We start from the raw sequence: 13,033 nt of genomic DNA, 5'->3' as shown, positions 1-13,033 counted from the left end.
CCTTAGTTTTCTTTTTTACTGCTGTCCCGAACTTGCTCTATTCGTTTTATGGCTTCTGTCGCCGAGCTTTTTTTACCTTTCTTAGTCCGTTCACTATGTTTCAACTCATGCGCCAATAGGGCCTCTACTACTTTTTCATAGAGCTGCTGCAACGCCTCGGGATTGCCCATATAGGCCTGCATGCTTTGCTGAAAATCAGTGGGGGAAATCTGGTGAATCTGAAAGAGAGTGGCATATTGCTCAGCCGCTAAACTATCTTTGGCCAAAATAGTCAAACTATTATATTCCGCTAGCTTGGCCTCCGCCAAATGAAGGTCCACCAAAAAAGGAATGATTTCTTGCTCTCCCAAAATGGGCGTCTCGGTCTCTAATGGCCGATAACAAGCCAACAAAAGAAACAAACAACTACTATAGATAAGGACTTTAAACATCTTATTTTTTGTTTTTGGGGCCCGCGGCCGGCTAGCCTTTGGCTAGGTCGGCCGCCGCTATGCTGCGCCGCTCGCAGGTCTGCTCGGCCCTGCGCGGGCTTCGCCCGCTGGGTCTGGCCCTGCGGGCCACGGCTGCGCAGCGCTGGGCCAAACTGACCCTTGGCAAAGTACAGAAAAAAATAGCAGGCAGACAAGCTTTCTAGCTCAAATGAAACCCAACGACCCGCATTTTTTGGTCCAAATAAGGCGGCGAAGCCGCCGCCGAGGAGCGAAGCGACGACCGGCTGAGGGATGGATAGCAGGGCCGCCAAAGGCGGCAGACCCAAGGCTTTTGAAGCAAAGCGAAAAAGCCTGCAGGGCCGAGCAAACCTGCGAGCTGCGGCACAGCCCGACCCGAGCGCAGCGAAGGGGCAGCCCCAAAAAAAAATGAATTTAAAGCCCCTGCTTTAGATCCTAATTTTTACCTTTAAAAAAAAACTCACTGTATGAAAAAATGGATAAAGTATTCTCTGATTGGATTGCTTAGCTTTCTCGTCATCTTTGTAGTTGCAGCCATTACGCTGCCCATGATTTTTAAAGAGGATATCGAAAAATTGGTCAAGGAAGCAGCCAATGAACAACTCAATGCGACCCTAGATTTTGAAGGGACCGAGCTTTCTCTCCTCTGGACCTTTCCCAATTTTGCCTTTGATCTTAAGGGCCTCAAAGTGACGGGCCAAGAGGAATTTGATGGCCTCAAACTAGCCGATGTCAAACGCATTAGCCTGCGCCTCAACCTCTTCCAAGTGATTTCGGGCAATTATGCCGTGAACTCCTTGGTTTTTGAAGAACCCAAGTTCTATGTGAAGGTCCTCAAAAACGGAAAGGCCAATTATGATATCATGAAAACGGATAGCAGCGCCACCGCCGAAGAAGAAACGAGCAGTAGCGAAAGCAGCGATTTTCAGTTTGCGCTCCGCTCTTACCAAATTATTGAGGGCGAAATGACTTATGATGATGCCCCCAATGCCGCCTTTTTGCAAATCAAAGGCCTTAATCATAAGGGTTCTGGCGATATGAGCCTAGAACAATTTGATTTTTATACCAGCACCCAAATGCAGTCGCTCCAACTCAATTATGATGGGGTGAGCTACCTCAATAAAGCGGTGGTTGATGCCGAAATCAATATTGGCGTGGGCATGAAGGAAGACGAAATGAGCTTTACGCTACTCGATAACCAACTTCAACTTAATGCCCTAAAGTTGGGCGCAGAAGGGGCCGTACTCATGAAAGGCGACGATATTATTTTTAAGGAACTTAAGTTTTCGGCTCCCAATAATAATTTTGCAAGCCTACTCTCTATGGTGCCCGCCGCCTATATCGAGGGTTTTGAAAGCGTAAAAACTTCTGGCGATTTTAGTCTGAGCGGAGCGGTAAACGGTACTTTCAACGAAAAGAGTTATCCCGCCTTTAATATGGCCCTAAAAGCCGCTAATGGGACCTTTCAATATCCCGATTTGCCCATGGGCGTGAGCGATATTGGCGTAGACCTCAAAATCAATAGCCCTTCTTCAGATTTGGATAAATTGACCGTAGACTTGAAGCAATTCGCCTTCAAATTGGGCCAAAATCCCTTTTCCGCCTCGCTTTTCCTCAAAACGCCTATGAGCGACCCCGATATTAAGAGCGCAGTAGAAGGCAAAATCAATCTGGCCGAACTCTCTAAGGCTTTTCCCATGGAAGGCAGCAGCATGGCCGGCCTCATCGAGGCCCAACTTAAGGCCAATACCCGCATGTCTTATGTGACCGAACAAAAATATGAGAAGGTCGATATGCAAGGAAAATTAGGCATCGAAAATATGATTTACCTGATGGAAGGCATGCCCGATATCCGCATCAAAAAGATGCTGATGCTCTTTAGCCCCAATGATGTGGACCTCCAAGCCTTTGACCTGACAATGGGCAAAAGTGATGTTCAGGCCCAAGGAAAATTAGACAACCTACTCACTTATTTTTCTGGCGATAAAATTATGACCGGAAAGCTCAAAGTGACTTCTCGTCTGCTTGATCTTAATGAGCTAATGGGCGATACCAGCACTACCTCCGAGGAGGAAATGGCCGCTACCGATATGACCGATACCACTACGGCCATCAATCAGGATGAACTCTTTGATCGCTGGGATTTTGCCGCAGATTTTAGCTGCGATAAAATGGTTTATGATGTCTATGAAATGAAAAATATGAAGGCCGTGGGCAAATTCTCGCCCAGCCGAGCCAAAATGAGCAACTTTGAGCTGCTTATCAATAAAGTAGATATCAAAGCCGATGGCCAGCTCGATAATGTTTTTGGCTATCTCTTTAAAAATGAGTTGCTCAAAGGGGAACTAAATATCTACTCTAATTACATGAATGTCAATCAGTTCATGACAGAGGACGGCAGCGCCACAGAGCCCGAAGCGGCTCCCGCTCCAGCCGATCCTAGCACCGCAGAAACAGCCTTTGAACCCATTTTGGTCCCGGCCAATATTGATTTTCACATGAAGGCCCGCTTCAAAAAGTTTATCTATGATGTCTATCAATTGGATAATGTGGCGGGCGACCTCCGCATCTATGAAGAGAAGGTAGAAATGACCAATTTGAGCTGTAATGCCTTTGGCGGAAGCATTGTCCTAAACGGAGAATACAACAGCCAAGACCCCAAAGCGCCCAAGTTCAACTTTGCCTATGATGTGGCCCAACTCGATTTTGCCAAAATTGCCGAGGGAGTGCCTCTAGTGGCCACTTTTGCGCCCATCATGAAGAGCATGTTGGGCAAGTTTAACTCTAAATTTAGCCTCAACGGGATTCTAGAGCCCAATTTGTATCCCGATATGGCCAGCCTCAACTCTGAGGGTTTGCTAGAAACCTTTGATGCGGTCCTTAAAGGCAGCACCCCCCTCAAGGGCCTGAGCCAGAAATTGGGCATCAAGGCTTTGGAGAATATCGAGATTCAAAATACCCGCAACTTCTTTAAAATTAAGGATGGAAAACTGATGGTAGAGCCTTTTGCCTTTACCCAAAAGGGAATTGATATGACCTTTGGTGGGGCCCATGGTTTGGACCAAACGATGGACTACGACCTCAAGATGCGGGTCCCTAAAGCCATGATCGATAATTCGGCAATTGGCGGGGCCACCCAAGCCGCTGGCAATCTCCTCGCTAGTCAGGCTAGCAAGCTGGGCATCAAGGTAGAAGAGGCCGCATTTATCAACTTTGCTGTAGATATTACGGGCAATTTGAGCAACCCCAAATTTAGTCCCAAGGTCCTTGGTGCCGAGGGCAAATCTGGCGAATCTATGGGGGACCAAGTTAAGGACAACCTAAAAGAAGAGGCCGAAAAACTCAAGGCCGAGGCCGAGGAAAAAGTAAAAGCCGAGGCCGAACGCCTCAAAGCCGAAGCCGAAGAACGCGCCCGCAAAGAGGCCGAACGCCTAGCCGAGGAAGCTAAGGAGCGTGCCCGTAAAGAGGCCGAGCGCTTGGCGGCTCAGGCCGCCTCTTCCGAAGAGGCCAAACGCATCCGAGATAGCATTGAGACGGCGGCCAAAGAAGCAGCCGACAAGATTCTTCAGGATAAGTTGAAAAATCCCTTTGGCAATAAAAATCCCTTTAAGCGGAATAAATAAGGGGAGGAGGATTTGGGGCTGCCCCAGCCTGCGGCTGGGTCGGGCTATGCGCTGGCTCGCTCTTCGCTCGGCCCTGCAGCCCTGCGGGCTTTGGTCTGGCCTTCGGCCACCAGCTACTATCCCTCAGCCAAAAAAGGCATCGCTTCGCGATAGCCGAAGAGGGCAGGGGCCAGCCCCTGCCCAATAGGCGGCTGCGCCGCCCAGCCAAGGCCCTAAAATATTGGGCCTTTCCTAGAATAAAGTGTAAATTGGGGCGGCCATGGGCCGCCCCTTTTTTTGCCCCTTAAATCGCTTTAGCAACTATGAAATATTTCCTCCTCTTCTTTTCTTTTTTTGCCCTTTTTTCTGCCCCACTTTTGGCCCAAAGCGATAGCTTGGCCCTAAAAAAAACCTATAGTAGTAGCCTTTGGCCAGAGGGCGAGGCACCTAGGGCTTGGGGCTGGGGACAAAGTATTTTACTAGAGTTTAGTGCCTATCGCTGGGACCAACAACGGCAAGAAGCGATTAGCCCCCAACCCCAAAGTATTGGGCAGGTACTCAATGTTTTGCCTGGCCTACACATGAGCGTCTGGGCAGGCAACCGAAAAAGCTTTCTCTTTTCTTTGGAGGGGGGACTGAGTTATTATCCCTTTAGTCTAGACATTGGACCGAAGAAAAATAAAATCCGCTCTACTTTGGCGGCTCCTCTTATGCTAAAAGGGCATTGGCTACTCGATTCTTCTTATAAACAAAACCGCAGAACGCCCTTTAAGAGCTTTTTGAGCTTGGGCTACGGACAAGAATGGGTGTATTTGGGCCATAATGTCAATGGCAGTAATGCCAAATGGCTGCATATCGTCGAGCTTTGTCGAGGCAGCACAGTAGATAGCTTTTCTCTACAAACCTTTATCAAGTTTGGTTGGGGCCAAAGAGATGCCCTGCTGGCCCAATTGGGCATCCGCTTGGGCTGGGATGGCTTTTAAGAGCTATTGTAGCTAGCCAAAAGGCGAAAAACTTAGGTTTTTCGCCTTTTTTTAAGTCCACATGTTAGGGTTTTGTTAAAAACTGAAAAAACGTAACAAAATGAAAAAAGGCAAAAGTTATGTCTGGAAGTAAACTAGTTAGGTCAGGAGGTAAACTAGTTAGGTCTGGCGGTAAACTAGTTAGGTCAGGAGGTAAACTAGTTAGGTCTGGCGGTAAACTAGTTAGGTCTGGAAGTAAACTAGTTAGGTTTGGAGGTAAACTAGTTATGTCTGGAGGTAAACTAGTTAGGTCAGGAGGTAAACTAGTTAGGTCTGGAAGTAAACTAGTTATGTCTGGAAGTAAACTAGTTAGGTCAGGCGGTAAACTAGTTATGTCTGGAAGTAAACTAGTTAGGTCTGGAGGTAAACTAGTTAGGTTTGGCGGTAAACTAGTTATGCCAATAGTTGCCTAGGGACAAGCCCCTAGGCTAATCCAATGGAGTCAGCTCTGACAAGGGCCTCAACTGCTGATGTATAAGGTCTTGCTCAGTAGTTGTAGCAGAGAAGAGATGATCCAAAGGCCCTCTTTAGAGGGCTGTTTGAAAAAGCTAGCCTAGGGGCTTGTCCCTAGGCAGCAAAAAGGAGAAACACAAAATTTTAAACAGACTCTGGAAGTAAACTAGTTAGGCCAACCATCGCTAGGGACAAGCCCCTAGGCAAAATACATCCTACAGGCCCGAAGGGCCGCAGGCCTAGCGATGCGAAAGGGGGCGGCGAAGCCGCAGACCAAGGCCGTCAGGCCGCAGGGCCGAGCAGACCTGCGAGCCCTGCAGCGTAGCGCCGCAAGGCGAAGCCGCAGCGGAGGCCCCTAAACATTAAACTTTATTAAAAAACAGTGGTCTAAGGGCTTCTTAAATATAAGAACCTCTATATTTGCACAAATTAGAAACAGTCTAAATTAAAACTTATGAAAAAGAAGTGGATAAAAAGGGGCCTTTGGGGCTTTTTGGCCTTGCTCTTAGTGGCTCAATTTTTCCAAATCCAAAAGGAAAACCCTACATTTGATGAGCAAGCGGATTTGATGGCCATTCATCAGCCGACGGCCAAGCAGAAAGCCTTATTGGAGGCGGCCTGTTATGATTGTCACAGTTATAAGACGGTATATCCTTGGTACACTTATGTGGTTCCGGTTGGGCAGTGGATCAACAACCATATAAAGCATGGGCGCAAGCATTTGAATTTTTCGGTTTGGGGCAGTTATGAGGCCAAGAAGCAGGCGCATAAATTGGAGGAATGTGTAGAGGAGATGGAAAAGGGGAAAATGCCTTTAAAGTCTTATACTTGGACCCATGGGGATGCCAAACTATCGGCGGAGGATCAGGCGGAACTGCTTGCTTATTTTAAGCAAATAGCGAAATAACCGTATGAAAGGACTTTTGAGTTGGGGGCTAGGCCTCTTTTTGATGACAGCAGCTTCGGGCGCGGCAGCGCAGAGCGGCTATTTATATTGGTCTGTGGGAGCTGAAAATGGCCTACCCACAGGCCTTTTTTGTGGAGAGCAGCCGCCTAAAAGCCTAGAGCTAAAAGGGCCAAAAGGGGGGCTTAGGCGGCTAGATTTGGAGCCCACCGCCTTGCGTTTGCCGGCCAATATGCAAGATCTTTGGGGGGCATCATTTTCTATTTTGCCGCTTAATCCTTTGAGTGAGTTGCCCAACTTTTTTATAGAAGAGGGAGAGGGGGATTATGTGGAGACCAAGAGCCAGAGGAGTTTTTCTTTATCGGGGCAGCGGGTGGCGCTTAAGAAGCTGGCGGCAAATTATTTGCGTTATAAGCAGCTGTTATTGACCCTTAAAAGTCAGGAATTAAAACTGCAGGCCCTAGAGGCGCAGCTCAAGCAGCAAGAGGAGGATTATGAGTTGGCGGAGGAGCAGGCCAAAGAGGCGGAAAAAGCCTTAGCAACTTGGGTAAATGCCCAGCAGATAGGGGGAGGAGCCAAGGCGATTTGGCAGGAGTTATTGGCCCAATCGGCCAAGATTGACCAGAGTTTGATGCAAGTATTTAAGCATAATGACATAGATGGGGCTCGTCGTTTGGCTGATCAGACGGCGGCCTATGAGCGATACCTGCGAGCGGCAAAAAAGGAGGCGGCTTTTGCTCAGATCGCCACGCAATTTCAGGACTACGAGCAAAAAAGGGCTCAAAAAATCAGTAAAAGGCGGGCGGCCGATATTCTGGCCCAGAAACTGGCTAAAAGTAAGGACCAAATTAGCCGATTAGAGGCAGAGATAGAAGCGCTAAAAGCAGAAAAAAAGGAAATAGAAAAAAAATAATTTTTTTATCTTATTGACAATTAGTCGATATTTAGCCTTTAACATCTAGCTAAGGACATATCGGCCAACTTTTAATCTAGCTCCTTGTTTAGATTCTGTATAAAAAATGATAGCTTCGCAAGAAAGGGCGAAGCGCCCGAAACATTCAATTACTTTACCCACAAAATAAGAAAACTATGGCTTTCGAATTGCCCAAATTGCCCTATGCGCATGACGCACTAGAACCACATATTGACGCCCGCACCATGGAAATCCACCACGGAAAGCATCATGCTGGCTACACAAATAAATTGAACGCTGCTATTGTAGGCACTGACTTAGAAGGCAAAAGCATTGAGGACATCCTCGCTAATGTTTCTGCTGCTGGCGCTGGCGTTCGCAACAATGGCGGTGGATTCTACAACCACAGCCTTTTCTGGTCGGTCATGTCTCCCAATGGTGGTGGCGAGCCTACAGGCGAAGTAGCTGAGGCTATCAAAGCTGCTTTTGGCGACTATGAGACTTTCAAGGACAAATTTGCTGCTGCGGCCAAAACTCGTTTTGGTTCTGGTTGGGCTTGGCTTTGCGTGAAAGATGGCAAACTAGAGGTTTGCTCTACGCCTAACCAAGATAATCCCCTAATGGATGTAGACACTGCAGGTTGCAAAGGTACGCCTATTCTTGGACTAGATGTTTGGGAGCATGCTTACTACCTCAACTACCAAAACCGCCGTCCCGACTATGTGGAAGCTTTCTTCAATGTAATCAATTGGGAGGAAGTAAATAAGCGTTATGCCGCTGCTAAATAATTTGGCAAAGATATAATTGTTTTAATGGGCCTATAGTTTTTTGCTATGGGCCTGTTTTTTTTTGGGGGGCCTCCCGCCTTTGGCGGGCGCTACGTTTCAGGGCTCGCAGGTCTGCTCGGCCCTGCGGCCTGACGGCCTTGGTCTGCGGCTTCGCCGCCCCCTTTCACATCGGTTACTCCCGTTGGTCGTCGAACTGCGCCCTAAAGGGCTTGTTGTGGCCGTTTGGCCTTCGGCCATGGCGGCTTTGCCGCCTGCTGTTCATCGCCTAGGGACAAGCCCCCTAGGCTAATAAATGGAGTCAGCCCTAAAGGTCCTCAAATTATGATTTACGGCTTTGCTCTGTTGTGATTGCAAAGAAGTGCATATCCAAAGGCCCTCGCAGAGGGCTGTCTAAAAAAGCTAGCCTAGGGGCTTGTCCCTAGGCAGCAAAAAGGGCGCAAACAAGATTTCAATATTAGTCCCTCAACTTTTTCTTCCGTTTTTTAACTAGGGTTCTAATTTTGGGGAAGGGCAGTGCAAACTAACAGATTAATATGAAGAAATTTTTTAAGCTACTGATAATTAGCTTGTTCGGCATTGGTTTATTTTACCAATGCAGTCTTTTTGAAACCAAAAGTTTAGTTGGAAGTTATCAGAATGATTATTATGACGAAATTACCTTAGAGATAGAAACTTCTGGATATTATATTCTTAGAAAGGGGAATAAGATTTTAAACGAAGGTACTTATGATTTTCGTGGAAAAACAGTTTACTTAGATAGCTGGGCGGCGACTAGAGAATTGGGTATCTGTAAGTCAAGTAGTTGTATACTTGGGTTCAGTTATGACGGTCGTTGTTCTCTAACTTTATTTGAAGATAATCCTAAATACAATTTCTCTCGAATTGAAACAAAATAGATGTCTACTTGTACTAGTGGCCGAATCCATCTTCAGATGAATAACCCCATCTATATTGATGTATAGCAGGGGCCTCCCGCCTTTGGCGGGCGGTTACTCCCTTTGGTCGTCGAAGACGCCCTAAAGGGCTTGTTGTGGCCGTTTGGCCTTCGGCCATGGCGGCTTTGCCGCCTGCTGTTCATCGCCTGAGATGATTAGCCTAATGGAAATGACCCTGAAACAAACTAAAGTATGGATAGACGGACTTTATTGGTTTTGATAACAATGGCTTTTTTGGGTTGTACCCAACCAAAAGATGATAAAACAAGCGCTAAAGAATCATTTATTGATAAACAAGGGGATAGAGATATATCTAGAGTTTATGAATATGATCTCAAGAGATTATTTGATGAAGGTATGAAAGCTGTTAAGGAGAATAATCAAGTCAAATATGATAGCATAGCAAGGTTGTTCAATCGCAGCAGAGCTCCTCAAAAAGGAGTTTCAATTTCACTGCTAATGGCCGTACAGAACAATTATGCCAAGGCTTATTTTGATATTGTTCGCCTATATCCGTATAAGGTAAAAGAATGCTATAAGCCCTACAGTGAGAAAAGGTTATTCTTTTTTTTGTCAATGGCAAAGAAAAATGGGTATAAATGGAAAGGAGGTGTACATCTGTTTGAAAAGTACGTAAAATATGAGGATGTGGGAATGCCTAATGAGTATATTGAATAGCCAGTGTTTTGGCAAACTAAGTACTTTTGCTAGAATTGAAATTTTACAAACTGTTGATGATAAGTAGTTTTGATTTATGTAGTTATGAGGAAATCGTTCTTTTGTCAAAAGAAAAGGACGCTATCAATGTCAAGGAGGACGCTTTCGTTCTTTTTTGGGGTATACAAAAAGCTGTTGCTAAAAAAGGAAAGACTTTTTATAAGTTAGGGCGACTTGAATTCTTTTTTTTCAAGTCCGTCTTAACTAGGATCTCGATGAGTTTTATGGAGTCTGACCAAAATAATTCATACACAAAGGTCTGCCGTTTTTTAAGTGATGAGCAGTTGCTTTTTGAAGAAGATTTTCGGTATAGAAAGTTAGGGCAAAAAGGGGTGCTTGCGGATAATTTGTTATTTATATTTGATGCTAAGGGGCTATTGAGAGAAGTTCATTTTTTTGTTTAAATAGGAGGGGCCTCCCGCCTTCGGCGGGCGGTTACTCCCGTTGGTCGTCGAAGACGCCCTAAAGGGCTTGTTGTCGTTTATTCCCTTTGGTCATCGAACTGGCGCCCCTGTAGGGGCTGGTTGTCAGGGCTCGCAGGTCTGCTCGGCCCTGCGGCCTGACGGCCTTGGTCTGCGGCTTCGCCGCCCCCTTTCACATCGCTAGGCCGTTTGGCCTTCGGCCATGGCGGCTTTGCCGTTATCTGCAGCCTAAAGGCCGCAGCCATTCTTGTTGGGCCTTGGTCTTTCTTGCCGCAGCGGCTTAAAAGCCCCTGCTTTGTTTGTGGGAAGGAGGTATTAGGTTTTCAGGTCCTGCGGCTTTTAAGCTGCAGGCCAATTGTTGCTGAGGAGTTGGCTCTGCTGTACCTAAATTGGCTGCTGGTTTTAACCTGCAGCCACGGCTAGGAGGCGGCGAAGCCGCCGCAAAGGGCCGAAGGCCCGTCGGCCTAGGGGCCTGCAAGGGTGCCGCGCAGCGGCAGACCAAGGGCGAAGCCCGCAGGGCCGAGCAGACCTGCGAGCCCTGCAAGGGCCCGGCCGCCGAAGGCGGCAGGCCCCAAAAAAAGAAGCTTCGAATAAACATCTAGAAAAGGGAGGAGGATTTAAGTGTAGCGTACGGCCTGAGGCGCAAAAAAGAGTAAGACCGCTGGCTATTCTCCTGATAATATTTAGCTTTGCAAAAAAAAGAACGTATGCAAATGCTCAAATCTATATCTTGTTTGGGGCTTCTCCTTTTAGGCCTAACGGCCTGCCAAGACCAACAGAATTTGCCTGCCAAAGAAGCGGCTAAACTCAATACAGAAGAGGGCTGGTTGCCCCCTAACTATGAGGCGAGTCCGGAAATGCTCCGCCTAAATGACCTTGGTATTCGCTATCAAACACAGGCCGAAACCGATCCCACAATCAACTTAGAACAGCGAGAAATTTATTTAGATTCGGCCCGCTATTATTATCAGCAAGCCTTGGCCCAAGATAGTAGCTATGGCCTTTTGTATAGCAATATGGCTGCCCTAGAAATGCAAGAAGGCCATATGGCCGAGGCCGAAAAATACCTGCGTCAGCGTCTAGCTCAAGAACCTGAATTTGCAGAAGGCTGGCAATCTTTGGGCTTTTTTAAGGACCTGCAAGGCGATAGTGTAGAGGCCTTTAAGTACTATGAGAAAAGTCTAGCTTTATTTGATGGCCGTTTGGCCAAAGGCAAAAAGTATCGACAGCCAGAAAATATTATTTACTACTATGATAATTGGGCCGGGAAATCGCATAGCTTGCTGCTATTGGGCCAAGAAGAAAAAGCGAGAGAAAGTGTTGATGCCCTGCTTAAAGAAGCCGCTCCTATTATGGGCCCGCAAAAGGTGCAAACCTATGCCGCCATGCTACAACTGAGCCGCCAAGATTTAATTCAAGGCATCCGAGATCGACAAAAAGCAGCAAGTACTCCAACGAATTAAGGAAGACGAGCGTTTTAGAGGAAAGTTTAAATGAGAAATTTATCTCCCCACTAAACAAGATAACTTATGTACTTAAAATCCTTTTTTTACCTCGGACTGCTGGCCCTTATTTTAGGCCTCGGAAGTTGTACTAAAGACCAATGTAAGACCACCACGACTTACATTAAGTATGATCCCATTTACCTAAATGGAGAGGATTACCGCAAGCCCCTAATGATGCTGCCCGCTCGGCCCCTCAAAAAGCCAGGCAAGCTCTATATCTATCGCAACTTCTTGCTCATCAATGAGCAACTAGAAGGGATTCACGTTTTTGATAATAGTAATCCTGCCGCACCCGTTAAAATTGGCTTTATCAATATTATTGGTAACCTAGATATGGCCATTAAGGGCAATATTCTCTATGCGGATAATTATACCGACCTGCTCACGATTGATATTTCGAACTGGCAAAATGTACAGTTGCTAGACCGAGATCAGGACGTTTTTCCAACTTATGGACAGGATGCAGAGGGGCGCTCTTTGGTGGCTTACCACAAAGAAGAAGTTACCGGAAAAGTAAATTGTAGCGAGCTAGATGCCTTGGCTGGCGGCTGGGGGAATCCTCAGCTAGAAGACCAGGGAGTTAGCCCTGTAATGGTGGGGAGTTCTAATGGAAGTAACGGAAGCAATGCCCGTACCGCCACCGCTGTAGGTTTGGGCGGCTCTATGGCCCGTTTTACCATTACTGGAGATTATCTGTATACGGTAGATGAAGCCAACCTTAGAGTCTTTAATATTAGCCAGCTCGATAATCCGAGCTATCAGGGACCACAGAATATTGGTTGGGCGACTATCGAGACGATTTTCCCGCATGAAAACAACCTCTTTATCGGAAGCAATAGCGGGATGTATATTTATAGCCTAGCCGATCCTGCCGCCCCTCAACTGACCGGAACCTTTGAGCATGCTACCGCCTGCGACCCCGTTTATGTAGAGGGCAACCGCGCCTATGTGACCTTGCGTGGCGGTGGAATTTGCGATAGCTACAATAACCAGCTAGATGTAGTAGATGTGAGCAACCTGAGCGATCCTCAGCTAATTACTAGCCACCCTATGCACAATCCGCATGGCTTGAGCCTGAAAAATAATCTGCTCTACCTTTGCGATGGAGATGAGGGGCTCAAAATCTTTGATGCCAGCGATGATTATGCTATTGGTAGCAGCCTCATGGCGCAGGATGCCAGCTTCTCTGCCTATGATGTCATTGCGTCTCCCTTTGATGACTTGGCCCTAGTGATTGGCCCCGACGGCTTTTATCAGTATGATATTAGCAACCCCAACCAATTGCAACGGATTAGTAGCATTTTGGTAGAAGAATAAGGAATT

General features: G+C 46.8%; 12 protein-coding genes. 11 read left to right on the top strand and 1 reads right to left on the bottom strand.

What is annotated here, in order from left to right:
• Nucleotides 1–2: 2 nt before the first annotated feature.
• Nucleotides 3–431, bottom strand: coding sequence for a DUF4296 domain-containing protein (locus SGRA_RS01640; RefSeq protein ID WP_014373372.1), 429 nt, complete (start codon nucleotides 429–431; stop codon nucleotides 3–5).
• Between the two features lie 485 nt (nucleotides 432–916).
• Here SGRA_RS01640 and SGRA_RS01635 point away from each other — a divergent pair, with 485 nt between their 5' ends.
• From SGRA_RS01635 to SGRA_RS01570, 11 genes are all read left to right on the top strand, one after another.
• A complete protein-coding gene (locus SGRA_RS01635) occupies nucleotides 917–4,072 on the top strand; it encodes an AsmA family protein (protein ID WP_014373369.1) in 3,156 nt (1,051 codons plus the stop codon).
• 302 nt (nucleotides 4,073–4,374) lie between these two features.
• The gene (locus tag SGRA_RS01630) at nucleotides 4,375–5,034 is read left to right on the top strand and encodes a hypothetical protein (protein ID WP_014373367.1); all 660 of its coding nucleotides are present in this window, start codon (nucleotides 4,375–4,377) and stop codon (nucleotides 5,032–5,034) included.
• A 119-nt stretch (nucleotides 5,035–5,153) separates the two neighbouring features.
• Nucleotides 5,154–5,486, top strand: a complete 333-nt coding sequence (locus SGRA_RS01625) for a pseudouridine synthase (RefSeq protein WP_014373366.1) — start codon at nucleotides 5,154–5,156, stop codon at nucleotides 5,484–5,486.
• A 494-nt stretch (nucleotides 5,487–5,980) separates the two neighbouring features.
• A complete protein-coding gene (locus SGRA_RS01620; protein ID WP_014373365.1) occupies nucleotides 5,981–6,433 on the top strand; it encodes a heme-binding domain-containing protein in 453 nt (150 codons plus the stop codon).
• Between the two features lie 4 nt (nucleotides 6,434–6,437).
• Complete coding sequence (locus SGRA_RS01615) at nucleotides 6,438–7,343, top strand: hypothetical protein (protein ID WP_014373364.1); 906 nt, start codon at nucleotides 6,438–6,440, stop codon at nucleotides 7,341–7,343.
• Between the two features lie 176 nt (nucleotides 7,344–7,519).
• A complete protein-coding gene (locus SGRA_RS01610; RefSeq protein WP_014373363.1) occupies nucleotides 7,520–8,131 on the top strand; it encodes a superoxide dismutase in 612 nt (203 codons plus the stop codon).
• A 533-nt stretch (nucleotides 8,132–8,664) separates the two neighbouring features.
• Nucleotides 8,665–9,027: a hypothetical protein gene (locus tag SGRA_RS01600; protein WP_014373361.1), complete on the top strand. Its 363-nt coding sequence runs from the start codon at nucleotides 8,665–8,667 to the stop codon at nucleotides 9,025–9,027.
• Between the two features lie 231 nt (nucleotides 9,028–9,258).
• The gene (locus tag SGRA_RS01595; protein ID WP_014373360.1) at nucleotides 9,259–9,744 is read left to right on the top strand and encodes a hypothetical protein; all 486 of its coding nucleotides are present in this window, start codon (nucleotides 9,259–9,261) and stop codon (nucleotides 9,742–9,744) included.
• Between the two features lie 26 nt (nucleotides 9,745–9,770).
• Entirely contained in the window at nucleotides 9,771–10,187 is a 417-nt protein-coding gene (locus SGRA_RS01590) for a hypothetical protein (RefSeq protein ID WP_148268242.1), read from the top strand.
• Between the two features lie 725 nt (nucleotides 10,188–10,912).
• A complete protein-coding gene (locus SGRA_RS01575) occupies nucleotides 10,913–11,668 on the top strand; it encodes a tetratricopeptide repeat protein (RefSeq protein WP_014373356.1) in 756 nt (251 codons plus the stop codon).
• Nucleotides 11,669–11,734: 66 nt separating this feature from the next.
• Complete coding sequence (locus tag SGRA_RS01570) at nucleotides 11,735–13,027, top strand: LVIVD repeat-containing protein (RefSeq protein WP_014373355.1); 1,293 nt, start codon at nucleotides 11,735–11,737, stop codon at nucleotides 13,025–13,027.
• Nucleotides 13,028–13,033 lie beyond the last annotated feature (6 nt).

It is taken from the genome of Saprospira grandis str. Lewin (assembly GCF_000250635.1).
Classification (GTDB): Bacteria; Bacteroidota; Bacteroidia; order Chitinophagales; family Saprospiraceae; genus Saprospira; species Saprospira grandis.
This window is presented reverse-complemented; position numbering and strand designations above follow the sequence as displayed.

What these genes read in the sequence shown, in the direction of transcription:
- SGRA_RS01600 (WP_014373361.1), top strand. Translation starts at nt 8,665, where the DNA reads ATGAAGAAATTTTTTAAGCTACTGATAATTAGCTTGTTCGGCATTGGT.
- SGRA_RS01595 (WP_014373360.1), top strand. Translation starts at nt 9,259, where the DNA reads ATGGATAGACGGACTTTATTGGTTTTGATAACAATGGCTTTTTTGGGT.
- SGRA_RS01630 (WP_014373367.1), top strand. Translation starts at nt 4,375, where the DNA reads ATGAAATATTTCCTCCTCTTCTTTTCTTTTTTTGCCCTTTTTTCTGCC.
- SGRA_RS01610 (WP_014373363.1), top strand. Translation starts at nt 7,520, where the DNA reads ATGGCTTTCGAATTGCCCAAATTGCCCTATGCGCATGACGCACTAGAA.
- SGRA_RS01640 (WP_014373372.1), bottom strand. Translation starts at nt 431, where the DNA reads ATGTTTAAAGTCCTTATCTATAGTAGTTGTTTGTTTCTTTTGTTGGCT.
- SGRA_RS01615 (WP_014373364.1), top strand. Translation starts at nt 6,438, where the DNA reads ATGAAAGGACTTTTGAGTTGGGGGCTAGGCCTCTTTTTGATGACAGCA.
- SGRA_RS01570 (WP_014373355.1), top strand. Translation starts at nt 11,735, where the DNA reads ATGTACTTAAAATCCTTTTTTTACCTCGGACTGCTGGCCCTTATTTTA.
- SGRA_RS01620 (WP_014373365.1), top strand. Translation starts at nt 5,981, where the DNA reads ATGAAAAAGAAGTGGATAAAAAGGGGCCTTTGGGGCTTTTTGGCCTTG.
- SGRA_RS01625 (WP_014373366.1), top strand. Translation starts at nt 5,154, where the DNA reads ATGTCTGGAAGTAAACTAGTTAGGTCAGGAGGTAAACTAGTTAGGTCT.
- SGRA_RS01575 (WP_014373356.1), top strand. Translation starts at nt 10,913, where the DNA reads ATGCAAATGCTCAAATCTATATCTTGTTTGGGGCTTCTCCTTTTAGGC.
- SGRA_RS01635 (WP_014373369.1), top strand. Translation starts at nt 917, where the DNA reads ATGAAAAAATGGATAAAGTATTCTCTGATTGGATTGCTTAGCTTTCTC.